Annotated in this window: 10 protein-coding genes and 1 pseudogene; 6 read left to right on the plus strand and 5 right to left on the minus strand. The window is 61.2% G+C overall.

All coding sequences use genetic code 11. From position 1 onward, the window contains the following. Positions 1-587 (plus strand): annotated as a pseudogene (locus ABYA88_RS03970) (hypothetical protein); the annotation flags it as partial. A 12-nt stretch (positions 588-599) separates the two neighbouring features. On the opposite strand, the gene ABYA88_RS03975 reads toward ABYA88_RS03970, so the two are convergent. Then, entirely contained in the window at positions 600-1,085 is a 486-nt protein-coding gene (locus ABYA88_RS03975) for a TIGR02444 family protein (RefSeq protein ID WP_373185590.1), read from the minus strand. Positions 1,086-1,149: 64 nt separating this feature from the next. Here ABYA88_RS03975 and ABYA88_RS03980 point away from each other — a divergent pair, with 64 nt between their 5' ends. After that, positions 1,150-3,069 carry an ATP-binding cassette domain-containing protein gene (locus tag ABYA88_RS03980; RefSeq protein WP_373185591.1) on the plus strand — a complete coding sequence of 640 codons (1,920 nt, stop codon included), beginning with the start codon at positions 1,150-1,152 and terminating at the stop codon, positions 3,067-3,069. 28 nt (positions 3,070-3,097) lie between these two features. Here ABYA88_RS03980 and ABYA88_RS03985 read toward each other — a convergent pair whose 3' ends face one another. Then, complete coding sequence (locus tag ABYA88_RS03985) at positions 3,098-3,856, minus strand: SDR family NAD(P)-dependent oxidoreductase (protein ID WP_373185592.1); 759 nt, start codon at positions 3,854-3,856, stop codon at positions 3,098-3,100. A 55-nt stretch (positions 3,857-3,911) separates the two neighbouring features. Between ABYA88_RS03985 and ABYA88_RS03990 the strand changes: the two genes are divergently transcribed. Next, positions 3,912-4,358 carry a YaiI/YqxD family protein gene (locus ABYA88_RS03990; protein WP_373185593.1) on the plus strand — a complete coding sequence of 149 codons (447 nt, stop codon included), beginning with the start codon at positions 3,912-3,914 and terminating at the stop codon, positions 4,356-4,358. Here ABYA88_RS03990 and ABYA88_RS03995 read toward each other — a convergent pair. After that, on the minus strand, positions 4,355-5,881 hold the full coding sequence (locus ABYA88_RS03995; RefSeq protein WP_373185594.1) for a methyl-accepting chemotaxis protein: 1,527 nt from the start codon (positions 5,879-5,881) through the stop codon (positions 4,355-4,357). The two genes, ABYA88_RS03990 and ABYA88_RS03995, sit on opposite strands and share 4 nt — an antisense overlap. 10 nt (positions 5,882-5,891) lie before the next feature. After that, positions 5,892-6,449, minus strand: coding sequence for a DUF6436 domain-containing protein (locus ABYA88_RS04000; protein ID WP_373185639.1), 558 nt, complete (start codon positions 6,447-6,449; stop codon positions 5,892-5,894). 246 nt (positions 6,450-6,695) lie between these two features. On the opposite strand from ABYA88_RS04000, the gene ABYA88_RS04005 reads away from it, so the two are divergent. The 3 genes from ABYA88_RS04005 to ppk1 all read left to right on the plus strand — a co-directional run bounded on the left by ABYA88_RS04005 (position 6,696) and on the right by ppk1 (position 11,271). Beyond that, the gene (locus ABYA88_RS04005) at positions 6,696-7,928 is read left to right on the plus strand and encodes a GGDEF domain-containing protein (protein ID WP_373185595.1); all 1,233 of its coding nucleotides are present in this window, start codon (positions 6,696-6,698) and stop codon (positions 7,926-7,928) included. A 76-nt stretch (positions 7,929-8,004) separates the two neighbouring features. Next, positions 8,005-9,018, plus strand: a complete 1,014-nt coding sequence (gene hemB / locus ABYA88_RS04010) for a porphobilinogen synthase (RefSeq protein WP_373185596.1) — start codon at positions 8,005-8,007, stop codon at positions 9,016-9,018. Between the two features lie 15 nt (positions 9,019-9,033). After that, positions 9,034-11,271 carry a polyphosphate kinase 1 gene (gene ppk1, locus ABYA88_RS04015; protein WP_373185597.1) on the plus strand — a complete coding sequence of 746 codons (2,238 nt, stop codon included), beginning with the start codon at positions 9,034-9,036 and terminating at the stop codon, positions 11,269-11,271. Here ppk1 and ppx read toward each other — a convergent pair. Beyond that, positions 11,250-12,755 carry an exopolyphosphatase gene (gene ppx / locus ABYA88_RS04020; protein ID WP_373185598.1) on the minus strand — a complete coding sequence of 502 codons (1,506 nt, stop codon included), beginning with the start codon at positions 12,753-12,755 and terminating at the stop codon, positions 11,250-11,252. The genes ppk1 and ppx overlap by 22 nt on opposite strands. Positions 12,756-12,835: the final 80 nt, after the last annotated feature.

The raw sequence follows: 12,835 nt of genomic DNA on the forward strand, positions 1-12,835 counted from the left end.
GACATGCTCAGCGCCAGCTGAGCGCAATGGAGCTTGATGTGACAAGCAAAGACAAAGACAACGGCACGCAGTCAGCCACAGTCATCACTCCGCTGCATCTGCTGCAGACGCTTACCCGCACGCTGAACGAACATCTGGCTGATGCCTGCCGCGAAGCCGAGAAGGATGCACGCAAGGCGATGGAAAAGCTCACCCGTCAGCACACCAAGCTGCAGGAGAAGCTCGCCGAAGCGGAAGAAAAACTGGCCCACCGGAAGGAATCGGATGCTGATCGCAAGGCAATCGAAAAGAGCGAGCAGAAAATTGCCTCGTTGCTCCAGGGACTGAATGAGCTGCAGGAAGCTCGCACCTCGGCAGAAGCCTACACCCGACAGCTCCAGAGTGATGTGCGACAGACCTTGCGCATTGCCAAGGGGCTCGAGCGCATCGAAAGCCAGGCCGATCTGGCTATAGAAAAACGGAACAACCCCAAACCGCCGCGCCAGACGGCCAACCGGTCGCGCAAGCCACGCGGACGCAAGCCAGCGGTGGCCAGCTCCGACGAGCAGAAAGCCAAGCCGGGCACCGAGGCAAGCAGTAACGCTTGAGAGAAGCAGGCTTCAGCCTACTTCGGCGGCCCGCTCGGCCAACTCCTCTAACTGGGCTCGCAGCCTAGCGTTAACCACCACACCCTGTCCCACGCAGCAGCTGATCAAATGCTGCAGGCAGTCGGGAGGTGCGTCGGCGTCCGGTATCAGACGCAGGCACTCGCCTTCAAGGCGCTGCAGTTGCAGCCACTCGGCAGCCTGCTCGCACTCCTTGAAACGGGCATACAATGCCACGTCCCCGCCCAGGCCCCGCACCGCCATTCGCGCTGCGCGCAGCGGACCGATAACCTTCTGGTGCCAAGGCGCCTGCCAGGCGCAGATCGTACGCCAGTCGGCCACGGTCGCCGCCCTGCCGCCACAACCCAGCCAGCAGGCTGCAAGCAACAGCAGCACGTCCAGATCCTGCTCATTTTGCAGACGCAAAAGCAGCGACTCGACGCCCGGATAGGGGTAAAGCTGCGATACATAATCTGTAAGCGACGTTTTTCTGGTCAGCATGTTCCAAGCTTACTCCCTGGCGAAGGATCATCACAGCGGGTCGGGGCGCTGATATACTCCCGCCATGATCAGAATAGAATCCCTTACGCTTCAGCGCGGCCCTTTGCGCCTGCTGGAAAATGCCAACCTGACTTTACACCCCGGGCAGAAGGTCGGCCTTCTGGGTACCAATGGGTCGGGAAAATCCAGCCTGTTCGCGCTGTTGCGTGGCGAGCTGACTACCGACGCTGGCACCTGCTCGCTACCGGAAGAATGGCGCATAGCGCACATGCAGCAGGAAATCGAGAACCTTGAGCGCCGCGCCGTAGCTTACGTTCTCGATGGCGACACCCGCCTGCGTGATATCGAAGCCCGCCTGAGCGCTGCACAGGAACGCGAGGATGCCCATGCGCTCGGCACCCTGTACGCCGAGCTCGAGGCCCATGACGGCTTCAGCGCAGACAGTCGCGCCCGCACGCTGCTGGCGGGCCTGGGGTTTTCCACTGAACAGTGTGACGCCCTGGTAGGCGACTTTTCCGGTGGCTGGCGGATGCGGCTTAACCTGGCGCAGGCATTGATGTGTCCGTCGGACCTGCTGTTGCTCGACGAGCCAACCAACCACCTGGATCTGGATGCCATCCTCTGGCTGGAGGACTGGCTGCGGGCCTACCAGGGTACGCTGATCCTGATATCCCACGACCGCGACTTCCTCGATGCGGTGGTAGAGCATATCGTGCATGTCGAGGGACGCCAGCTGACGCTCTACCGTGGTGGCTATACGCAATTCGAGCGCACCCGTGCCGAGCGCCTGGCCCAGCAGCAGGCCGCGTTCGAGAAACAGCAGGCCGAGCGCGAACACATGCAGAAGTACATCGCCCGCTTCCGCGCACAGGCGACCAAGGCCAAGCAGGCGCAAAGCCGGATCAAGGCTCTGGAGCGCATGGAAACGCTGACCGCCGCGCATATCGATTCGCCATTCTCCTTCAGCTTCCGCGAAGCGGATCATCAGTCCAGTCCGCTGGTCGATCTGCACAAGGGCGTGCTCGGCTATGGCGAGCGGCAGATTCTCGAGCAGGTCAAACTGCAGCTGGTACCCGGTGCGCGCATCGGTGTTCTAGGCCCCAACGGCGCCGGCAAGTCCACGCTGATCAAGACCCTGGCAGGCACGCTTGCGCTGATGGACGGTGAACTGAAAACCGGCGAGCATCTGGCGATCGGTTACTTTGCCCAGCACCAGCTCGACAGCCTCGACGCCAAGGCGAGCCCGCTGTTGCACCTGGCCCGCATCGCGCCCCAGGAGCGCGAACAGAGCCTGCGCAACTTCCTCGGCGGGTTCGACTTCCATGGCGCGCGGGCCGAAGAACCGGTGCTGAACTTCTCCGGTGGCGAAAAGGCCCGCCTGGCGCTGGCGTTGATCGCCTGGCAGAAACCCAATCTGCTGCTGCTGGACGAGCCGACCAACCACCTGGATATGGAAATGCGCCATGCGCTGACCCTGGCACTGCAGCGCTTCGAAGGGGCCATGCTTTTGGTGTCCCACGACCGTGCGCTGATCCGCGATACCACAGACGAGCTCTGGCTGGTTGCCGACGGACGCCTGCGAACCTATAACGACGATCTCGATACCTATACCAAATGGCTCGCCCGTTTCCGCCAGCAGCAACAGGACGAAGTAAAGGCAGCCAACGGCGACAGCAACGCAGCTGACGATCGCCCGGATGCCAAGACCCAGCGCCGCGAGGCCGCCGAGCGCCGCCAGCGCCTGGCCCCGATGAAAAAGGCGATCGAGAAACTGGAAAAGGAGCTGGCCAAAGCCCAGAGCGAGTTGGCGGCAATCGAGAGTGAGCTGGCGGACACGACCCTCTATGGCGCAGAGCAGAAGGATCAGTTGAAACAGGTGCTGGCCCGTCAGGCAAGCTGCACCCAGAAAGTCGAGGAACTGGAAGAGCGCTGGCTGGAAGGCCATGAAGAGCTTGAAGCGCTGGAACAGGCTGAAGCCGGCTGAAAACTGTCCAGACTGTTATATTTCCGTGTTACCAGGGGATAGCCTGGCCATCCCAGGCATAGAAGTTGCCGCTGTCTGCAGGCGAACGCTCGTCTATTACTGCCAGCAGACGGTCGGCCACGAAGCGGGCGGTAAACAGCTTGCCCTCCGGGACGTTGGTCTGGAAAGGCGCGGACAACCCGGTATCCGTGGTGCCGGGATGCAACAGCACACAGATGCTCTCACGGTTGAGTCTGCGCCATTCGATGGCGAAGGTGCGCATCAACATGTTCTGCGCGGCCTTGCTGGCCCGGTAGGCATACCAGCCGCCCAGGTGATTGTCGCCGATCGAACCGACCCGCGCAGACAGGGAAGCGAATACACAGTGACGATGGCCCCGCAATAGCGGCAACAGCGCCTGGGCAAGCAGAATCGGCACACCCGCGTTGACCGCGAAGCTGTGCTGCAGGGCCGCCATATTCAGCTGCCTCAGGCTTTTTTCCGGCTGTTGGCCGCCGGGCTCGTGCAGAAATCCGACCGTATTGATAACCAGGTCGAGCTGATCACAGCGCTCCGATACGGTCTGCGCCAGTGAGTCGCGCGCTGAGTCTGCGGTCAGATCGGACTCGATCAGCTGCACGCGCGGATCGGCGGACAGGGTGCGGTCGTCCCAGCTACGCGCAACGGCAAAAAGACAATCGAAGTCATCACGCTGCAACAGACTATCGACCAGGGCGCGGCCAATACCCCGGCTGGCCCCGGCAATCAGTACACCCCGGAGCCTTTCGTGCCGCACATTGGAATCCATACTGCATACCTCGCAAGTTTGCGCCACACTATCCAGATTGCTGACGGAGCCTCATATGACCCTGTGGATTGATGCCGATGCCTGCCCCAGACCGGTCCGCGACATTGTCGTGCGCGCCGCCCGGCGGCGTCAGATAGAACTTGTGCTGGTGGCCAACAGTGCGCAGACCCTACCGCCGGGGCCCGGCGTTCGCCAGGTCACGGTCGCCAGCGGCGCAGACGTAGCCGACCAGTACATAATCGACCATGCGGTACCCGGCGATCTGGTCATCACCGCAGATATTCCGCTGGCCGCCGGCCTGGTCGAGCGCCATGTCACCGCGATCAATCCACGTGGCGAGATCTACAACAAATCCAACGTCGGCGAACGTCTCGCCACGCGCAACCTGATGGACGAGCTGCGCGGTGCCGGGCTCGCCGGGCGCAGCGGCCCGCCGCCCTATAGTGACCGCGACAAGCAGGCATTTGCCAATTCACTCGACCGCCTGCTGGCCCTGCTCTAGACGCGGTTATTCTTTCCCACCACCGCGCTGGTAACAAACCGCATCGCGCGATTCTCCAGGGTCCCGCGCAGACTATCCAGTTCCTGTGACAGTCCGTCCAGGGCGATAGCCTCGCTGGCATTGTTCCGGGCAACCTCGCTAACGCCTCGCAGATGCTGCGAGACGTCATCACCCACGGTGGACTGCTCCATCGTCGCGGTGGCAATCATGTCATTCAGGCGCAGAATCTGACCGAACTCTTCGACCATGCTGGCGAGCGTCGCTGCACTGGTATCGGCAGAGGCCAGACAGCGTTGCACGGATATCTGGCTACGCTCCATCGCCGATGTCGCCGCTTCTGATGACTGCTGCAACCGACTGATGAGATCCTGTATTTCGGCGGTAGACTTGGCGGTACGCTGTGACAGGTTGCGCACTTCGTCAGCGACCACCGCAAACCCGCGCCCGTGCTCTCCGGCGCGGGCCGCTTCAATCGCGGCATTCAGGGCCAGCAGATTGGTCTGCTCGGCGACACCACGGATCATATCGACCACCTGGTGAATTTCGTTGGCCACCTCGGCCGTGCCATTGACCGCACTGCCGGTAACCCCAAGATCGCCATTCAGGGAGTTGATTTCCAGGCGGATCTGCTGCATCGCCTGATTGCCCTGCTGCGCATGCTCGTTCATGTTGCGGGCGGCGCCCGCCGCATCGTCTGCGCTACGCGCCACGTCAGTGGTCGCCGAATTCAGCTCCTGCATGGCCTGGCTCATATACTCGGCCTCACTGGCCTGGCGATCGGCACCCTCACGCACCCGACCGGACTTTTCGGCTACCGAACCGCTCAACCCTCCCAGCGTGTTCAGAATGCCCTGCACCCCGGATATCAGCTCATCAAGCTGCGCTACAAAACTATTGAAGTTGCGCAGTACCGGAGTATAGGCATCGGCGCGGCGCGTCAGGTCTAGTGCCTCGGGATCCCTGAGTATCGCGGTGGTCATTGACGCCAGCATCTCGCCGTCGCGCGCGTCCCGGTAGCTCTCCTGGGCCAGATAGACCAGCACCGCTGTTTCCGCGACCACATAGCCTGCATGCACGAATACCAGCCCCCAGGACGCTTCCGCAGCCAGCCATACGCCCATAGCCCGCGACTGCAGGTAGAAGAAAAGCAAATGGTGGACCGCGATCACCACGGCAGCGACCACGATAGGCAACCAGTCGCGGTAGAAGATCAGCACTGCCAGCAACACGAATATCGAAAAGTGCATTTCGACCGTGCCCTGGCTCTGGTTGATGTGCAGTATCGACATCACCATCAGGGCTGCGCCCATAGCGCAGCGGAACAGCCGTGTGCCGCCAATCAAGGCGTGCAGCCCGTGCATCACTGCCAGCGTGCCACCACCGACCAGTAACGCCTGAAACCAGGTGCCGTACCATGTCGCCAGCCCCAACGCGTATAGCTGACATACCCAAAGCACCACGAGCATGACGCGGTCGGCCTTGTAATAATGCGCTGCAAGGGAACTGGCCTGCGTGGTATTCATAACAAATGCCTCATTCAAGGTCACACAGGCACGCTACTGTGTCCTGGGTGACGATGCTGACCGGACGACCGGCCAGCAGTGTTTTGATTACCGGCTCGATAAAGCTGCTGTCCCTGTTGCAGTGAGCCCCGTCGCTGTATGGACCGACGTATGCGAGATTGCCCTGCGCATCCCAGATCGCTACCGAGGGCGCTCCGGGCCAATTCTTCCATTCTGTTGGTATCGGCCAATAGGGGAGTTTCTTAAGCACCCCGGGCAGACCTTCCACATCTGAAGGTCCCGCGCGCGCAAACAGCACCCCCTGCTGCGTGAAGCGTTCGGTCATGTTATCCAGATAAGCTTCGTGCCCGCCGTTGCACGGACAGCCTGGCTGCCAGACATGCAACACCTGAACCTTGCCGGGAGTAAACGGCGGCGCTACGTTCTGCGCGCTGAAGTAGGCAGGTCGCTCAAAAGCTTTCACATAGCGTCCTTCAAACCACCAGAACGCCCAGGCCAACCCGGCCAACCAGGTAATCAGCAACAGACCGACTACGAGTTTTTTCACGGTCGAATGACCCTCATTCATCTCACTCAATGCATGGAACTCCACATTTGGGCCTCACAAACCGCACGCAATTATTATACATGAGGAGTATATTGTACAGGTATTGCAAAAGACAGCTGCTGCATTGTGCTAACTCCTCCACAGCTTGCGGTATCGGCTGACGATGCCACTATCCTGCCACTGTTGGCGGGAGTATCCTTCTAGCGCTGATGTCAACGCATGCAAGGGATCCGGCTGCTCCTCGCCGGACAAGGAAGAATACCCGCTATGCTCGGTCAACTGGATCTCTCTTCACTGGGTGTAGCCCTCTCGCTGGTTACCCTGAGTATGACACTGCTACTGGCCGTAGCTGCCTGGCATGCCGGCAGCGGCAATGGTCTGCGTCACTGGGCGGTGGGCAGTTTTGCGCTGACGCTAGGCCTGTTGCTCAACGTCAACCAGGAATATATTCATCCGAGCCTGTCGATCGTGCTCGCGAACGGCCTGATGACCCTGGGTATCGGTGTCACCTGGCTGGGTATCCGCGCATTCAAGGGCAAGAGTCAGCCGCAGGCCTGGCCGATCATGGCGGCGCTGGTAATGATGAGCTCGCTTTGGCTTTTCCGCTTCCAGGTCGACAGCTTTACCGCCCGACTGGGCATCGCCTCCGTCATCCTCGCGGGCATGAGCCTGCTCTGTGCCCGCGAATTGTTCGTGGCCCAAGAGCAGCCACTGCGCACCGCCTACTGGTTGACCGGCAGCATTGCGCTGCTCTGCGGCCTGGGCCTGATAGCCCGCACCATCTTAAGCCTGACCGATCTGGCGCCCGCCGCGGCAATCATCGACAACCCGCTGCAAAGCGCCACCTTGCTCGGGGCGATGGTCGCCCAGATATGGCTGGCCAGCGGCTTCATCCTGATGACCCACTACCGCACCACCATGGCACTGCATCGGCTGTCGGAGCGAGACTCGCTGACTGGTACGCTCAATCGCCGCAGCCTCCACGCCCGGGCTACCGATGTTCTGCTCAAGGCCGGGGAACTGCAGCTGCCGGTGACCCTGATCATGATGGACGCCGACCACTTCAAGCGGATCAATGATGAATTCGGCCACCAGACCGGCGATGCTGTGCTCTGTCATATGGTCAGCCGGATTCGCCAGCATCTGCGCACCAACGATCTGCTCGGCCGCTTTGGCGGCGAGGAGTTCGTGCTCATTTTGCCCGCCCTGGATACCCAAAGCGCCAGCCAGGTAGCCGAGCGGATCCGGGTCGGCCTGTGTAGCCAGCCATGGCATTGCGCAGACACCCCGGTGAACCTGAGCATCAGTCTGGGCGTAGCCTGCTCGGATCAACATGGCTACAACTTCGACACCCTCCTCGGCGCCGCAGACGGGGCGCTCTACCAGGCGAAAGCGCTGGGTCGCAACCGTGTGGAGCTAGCCAGCGATCCCGGCCTCGATGCCGACGAGCAAATGGCATTACGCTTGCTGTCGCAATTCCGTCATAATCTGAAGGTATAACGTCCCTTACAGACAGGTTATCGTGCAGACTCCTGTTGCCCATCACAGCGCCTGCACCCGAACCTGAGGAGTCCCAGTGAGTTTCAATCCTGCCAGCCGACAGTTTCCCAATTCCCGTTTGCGCCGCCTGCGTCGCGATGACTTCTCCCGCCGCCTGGTGCGCGAAACCCAGCTCAGCGTCGATGATCTGATCTATCCGGTTTTCGTTCTCGAGGGCACCGGCCAGCGCGAAGCCGTCGCTTCGATGCCGGGCGTCGAGCGCCTGTCCATCGACCTGTTGCTGGACGAGGCTGCCGAACTGGTTGAGCTGGGCATACCCGCCATCGCGCTGTTTCCGGTCACCCCGGTGGAGCGCAAGTCGCTGGATGCCGCCGAGGCATACAATCCCGAGGGGCTGGCGCAACGCGCCACCCGCGCATTGAAAGCCCGCTTCCCCGACCTGGGGGTCATCACCGATGTGGCCCTGGACCCCTTCACCACCCATGGCCAGGACGGCATCATCGATGATCATGGCTACGTGCAGAACGATGTAACGGTCGAAACTCTGGTCAAACAGACGCTGTCCCATGCACAAGCAGGCGCCGACATTGTTGCGCCTTCGGACATGATGGATGGCCGCGTCGGAGCCATGCGCCAGGCCCTGGAAGCGGCCGGATATGTGAACACGCGCATTCTTGCCTATTCGGCCAAGTATGCCAGCGCCTACTACGGTCCATTTCGGGATGCGGTTGGCTCGGCTGGCAACCTCGGCAAGGGCAACAAGGCGACCTACCAAATGGACCCGGCCAATAGCGACGAGGCCCTGCACGAAGTTGCCCAGGACCTGTCCGAAGGAGCCGACATGGTCATGGTCAAGCCGGGCATGCCCTACCTGGATATCGTTTACCGGGTAAAAAGTACCTTCGGCGTACCGACTTTCGTCTACCAGGTGAGCGGCGAGTACGCGATGCATTGTGCCGCCATCCAGAACGGCTGGCTAAGCGAGGCGGTGATTCTTGAATCGCTTACCGCCATCAAGCGCGCGGGCGCCGATGCGATTCTGACCTATTTCGCCAAGGCTGCCGCCAGGCAGTTGCAGCAAAAAAACTGACTATCAGAGGTACCCATGCAGGAGTTGAAGAGCGTGCGTGAAGAAACCACCGAGCTAGCGGAGGATTCCGCGACGGCGTCCAGCCAGAATCGCGCCGACGCATCCACGCACCGGCTCCCTGCGCCCGCCCAGCCGACCTCCGAGCCCTCTGCGCCCTCTGCGCCGCTGGCCGACATCAACGCGCCAGAGTTATACATCCATCGCGAGCTGTCCCAGCTGCAATTCAACATCAGGGTTCTGGAGCAGGCTCTGGACGAGTCCTACCCGCTGCTCGAGCGGCTCAAGTTTCTGCTGATCTTTTCCAGCAATATCGACGAGTTCTTCGAGATCCGCGTAGCCGGACTGAAGAAGCAGATCACCTTCGCCCGCGAGCAGACTGGCCCCGACGGACTGCAACCGCAGCAGGTACTGGCCAAGATCAGCGAGATCGCCCATCAGCAGATCAGCCGCCAATACGCCCTGCTCAACGATATGCTGCTGCCGCAGCTGGCGGAAAAAGGCATCCGCTTTGTTCGCCGCCACCAGTGGACGCACAAGCAGACCCTGTGGATCCGCCGCTTCTTCCGTCAGGAAGTCGCGCCCATCATCAGCCCGATCGGGCTGGATCCGACCCATCCGTTCCCGCTGCTGGTGAACAAGAGTCTGAACTTCATCGTGCAGCTCGAGGGCATCGACGCCTTCGGACGCGACTCGGGCCTGGCGATCATTCCGGCGCCGCGCTCGCTGCCCCGACTGATCCGCATGCCCGACGAGCTCTGCAACGGCGGCGACAATTTCATTTTTCTGTCCTCGATGATCCACGCCCATGCCGACGATCTGTTTCCGGGCATGAAGGTGATGGGCTGCTACCAGTTCCGCCTCACCCGCAACGCCGATCTGATCGTCGATCCCGACGAGGTCGATGACCTGGCCCGTGCCCTGCGTGGCGAGTTGCTCTCGCGTCGATATGGCGACGCAGTGCGCCTGGAAGTGGCGGACAACTGCCCGAAACCCCTGACCGATTTCCTGCTCAGGCAGTTCGGCCTGAGCGAGTCGGAGCTGTACGAGGTCAACGGCCCGGTCAACCTGACCCGACTGTTCTCGATCACCGCCCTGGACAACCATCCGAACCTGCAATTTCCGCCATTCAGCCCAGGCATTCCGAAACTGCTGTCAAACAATGACACCCTGTTCCAGGCAATCGGCAAGCAGGACATCCTGCTGCAGCATCCCTATGAGTCCTTCAGCCCGGTGGTCGATCTGCTGCGTCAGGCCGCGCAGGATCCCAATGTGCTGGCGATCAAGCAGACGCTGTACCGCACCGGCGCCAACTCGGAAATTGTCAACGCGCTGGTCGACGCCGCCCGGAATGGCAAGGAAGTCACAGTGGTGATTGAGCTGCGGGCGCGGTTCGACGAGGAATCCAACCTGCAGCTGGCAAGCCGTCTGCAGCAGGCCGGCGCAGTGGTGATCTACGGCGTTGTCGGGTTCAAGACCCACGCCAAGATGATGCTGATTTTGCGCCGGGAAGATAAGGTGCTGCGACGCTACGTACACATGGGCACTGGCAACTACCATGCCGGCAATGCCCGTCTGTATACCGATTACAGCATTCTGACCTCGGATCTGGCGCTCACCGAAGACGTGCACAAGCTGTTCAACCAGTTGATCGGGATGGGCAAGACCCTGCGCATGAAAAAACTGCTGCAGGCACCCTTCACGCTGAAGAAGCGACTGCTCGAGCTGATCAACCGCGAGACCATGAACGCCCTGGCCGGCAGACCAGCGCATATCATCGCCAAGGCCAATGCACTGACCGATGCGAAAATCATCAAGGCTCTATACAAGGCATCCCAGTGCGGCGTAAAGGTCGACCTGATCGTACGCGGCATGTGCTGTTTGCGGCCGGGCGTCCCCGGCGTCTCGCACAACATCACGGTACGCTCGATCATCGGCCGCTTTCTGGAACACAGCCGGGTCTATTACTTTCTCAATGACGGCCAGGAACAGGTGTGGATGTCCAGTGCCGACATGATGGAGCGTAACCTGGACAAGCGGGTGGAGACCTGCTTTCCGCTGGAGGGCAAGAAGCTAATCACACGGGTCAAGCAGGAGCTGCTGGTATTCATGACCGACAATACCCAGAGCTGGATCCTGCAGACCGATGGCACCTACGTGCGCAGCTCACCGACCGGCCATCAGCTTGCCCGCAGCGCCCAGAGCAGTCTGCTGGAAAAGCTCGCCAGTTCGCCTCAGCGCACGGTCAACGTGTAACCGGCCTTGGCCCAGATATCAGCTTCCTGGGCAAAGTCGGCATGGGTCAGCGGATTGGCATCCAGCCAGCCTTCCGGGAATTGCAGCTGCAGATGATCTGAACCTGCCTCAACGGCGAGCTCCGGCATCGTCTGGTTGCCACGAATGTGGTGATAGAGAATTGCCAGACGCAGCACCATGCACAGCCGTAGCAGATGGGTGGCATCCTCGCCGAACTCTGCCAGTCGCTCTGCGCTGGGCAAGTTGCGCCGGTGGCCACGCACAAGCTGCGCCAGGGCCTGTTGTTCCTGCCTGGAAAATCCCGCCAGGTCAGCATGCTCGATCAGATAGGCGCCGTGCTTGTGATACTGATTGTGCGCAATATCCAGGCCCACCTCGTGGGTCCGTGCGGCCCAGCACAGCATGTCGGCGTGCCGGGACTCTGTCAGCCCCCAGGTTCCGGCCACCTTGCCCAGCAGACTCAGCGCCTTTTGCTCGACACGTGCCGCCTGCTCGGCGTCCACATGGCAGCGCTCCATTAGTGCGCTCAGAGTCCTCTCGCGGACGTCTTCATGCTGGTGCCTGCCGAGCAGATCGTAAAGCACCCCTTCGCGCAGAGCGCCATCGGAATGCGCCATCGTTTGCACACCCAGTGCATCGAAAGTCGCTTCGAGAATGGCCAGGCCAGCAGGCAGGGTCGCACGACGGTCAGCCTTGAGTCCGGGAATGTCGATCTTGTCGACATGGCCAGCCTTGACCACCCTGCGCTTGACCCAGTTAAGACCCTCCAGCGTGAGCTTGGCATCCTTCTGCCCGGCCCCCTGCATGCACAGGCCAAGGGTGCGAATGGTGCCCGATGCACCTACTGCTTCCTGCCAGCCGAGACGGCCTATCGCCTGCTCGATATTCATCAGCTCAAGGCGCGCCGTGGTGTAGGCCTGCGCGTAACGGCTGGCATTGACCTTGCCATCGGCAAAATACGCCCGGGTATAGGAAACGCAGCCCATCTGCAGGCTCTCGCGCAACAGCGACTCGAAGCGCTCACCGACGATGAATTCGGTACTGCCACCACCGATATCGACTACCAGCCGCTTGCCCTGGTCATCCGCCTGGGTGTGAGCCACGCCCAGATAAATCAGCCTCGCTTCCTCTCGGCCGGAGATCACATCGACCTTGTGGCCGATAATCTGCCGGACCTGACGCATGAACTGCCCGCGGTTGCGTGCCTCGCGCAACGCATTGGTGCCCACTATGCGCACAGCGCCGTCGGGCAGACCATTGGTCAGCTGGGCAAAACGTCGCAGGCAGTCCAGGCCACGCTGCATCGATTCCTCGCTGAGCTCGCCCTGATCGTTGAGGCCAGCGGCCAGCTGTACCTTTTCCCCCAGCCGTTCGAGAATCCGGATCTCGCCGTGATCCACCCTGGCCAGCACCATATGAAAACTGTTGGAGCCAAGGTCAATCGCGGCCACCAGCGGGAAATCGGACCGTTCTCTGTGCACCATGCGCCTGCCTCTGGGGATGTGTTCTGCGGATTCTAACACTGCATAGAAGCCTTGTGCCCGCGCCCGGCTGTTCACAACTG

This window comes from Halopseudomonas sp. (genome assembly GCF_041579695.1).
Lineage (GTDB): Bacteria > Pseudomonadota > Gammaproteobacteria > Pseudomonadales > Pseudomonadaceae > Halopseudomonas.

Coding starts and splice junctions, on each gene's coding strand:
- ABYA88_RS03975 (WP_373185590.1), bottom strand. CDS start 1,085: ATGCTGACCAGAAAAACGTCGCTTACAGATTATGTATCGCAGCTTTAC.
- ABYA88_RS03980 (WP_373185591.1), top strand. CDS start 1,150: ATGATCAGAATAGAATCCCTTACGCTTCAGCGCGGCCCTTTGCGCCTG.
- ABYA88_RS03985 (WP_373185592.1), bottom strand. CDS start 3,856: ATGGATTCCAATGTGCGGCACGAAAGGCTCCGGGGTGTACTGATTGCC.
- ABYA88_RS03990 (WP_373185593.1), top strand. CDS start 3,912: ATGACCCTGTGGATTGATGCCGATGCCTGCCCCAGACCGGTCCGCGAC.
- ABYA88_RS03995 (WP_373185594.1), bottom strand. CDS start 5,881: ATGAATACCACGCAGGCCAGTTCCCTTGCAGCGCATTATTACAAGGCC.
- ABYA88_RS04000 (WP_373185639.1), bottom strand. CDS start 6,449: ATGAATGAGGGTCATTCGACCGTGAAAAAACTCGTAGTCGGTCTGTTG.
- ABYA88_RS04005 (WP_373185595.1), top strand. CDS start 6,696: ATGCTCGGTCAACTGGATCTCTCTTCACTGGGTGTAGCCCTCTCGCTG.
- ppk1 (WP_373185597.1), top strand. CDS start 9,034: ATGCAGGAGTTGAAGAGCGTGCGTGAAGAAACCACCGAGCTAGCGGAG.
- ppx (WP_373185598.1), bottom strand. CDS start 12,755: ATGGTGCACAGAGAACGGTCCGATTTCCCGCTGGTGGCCGCGATTGAC.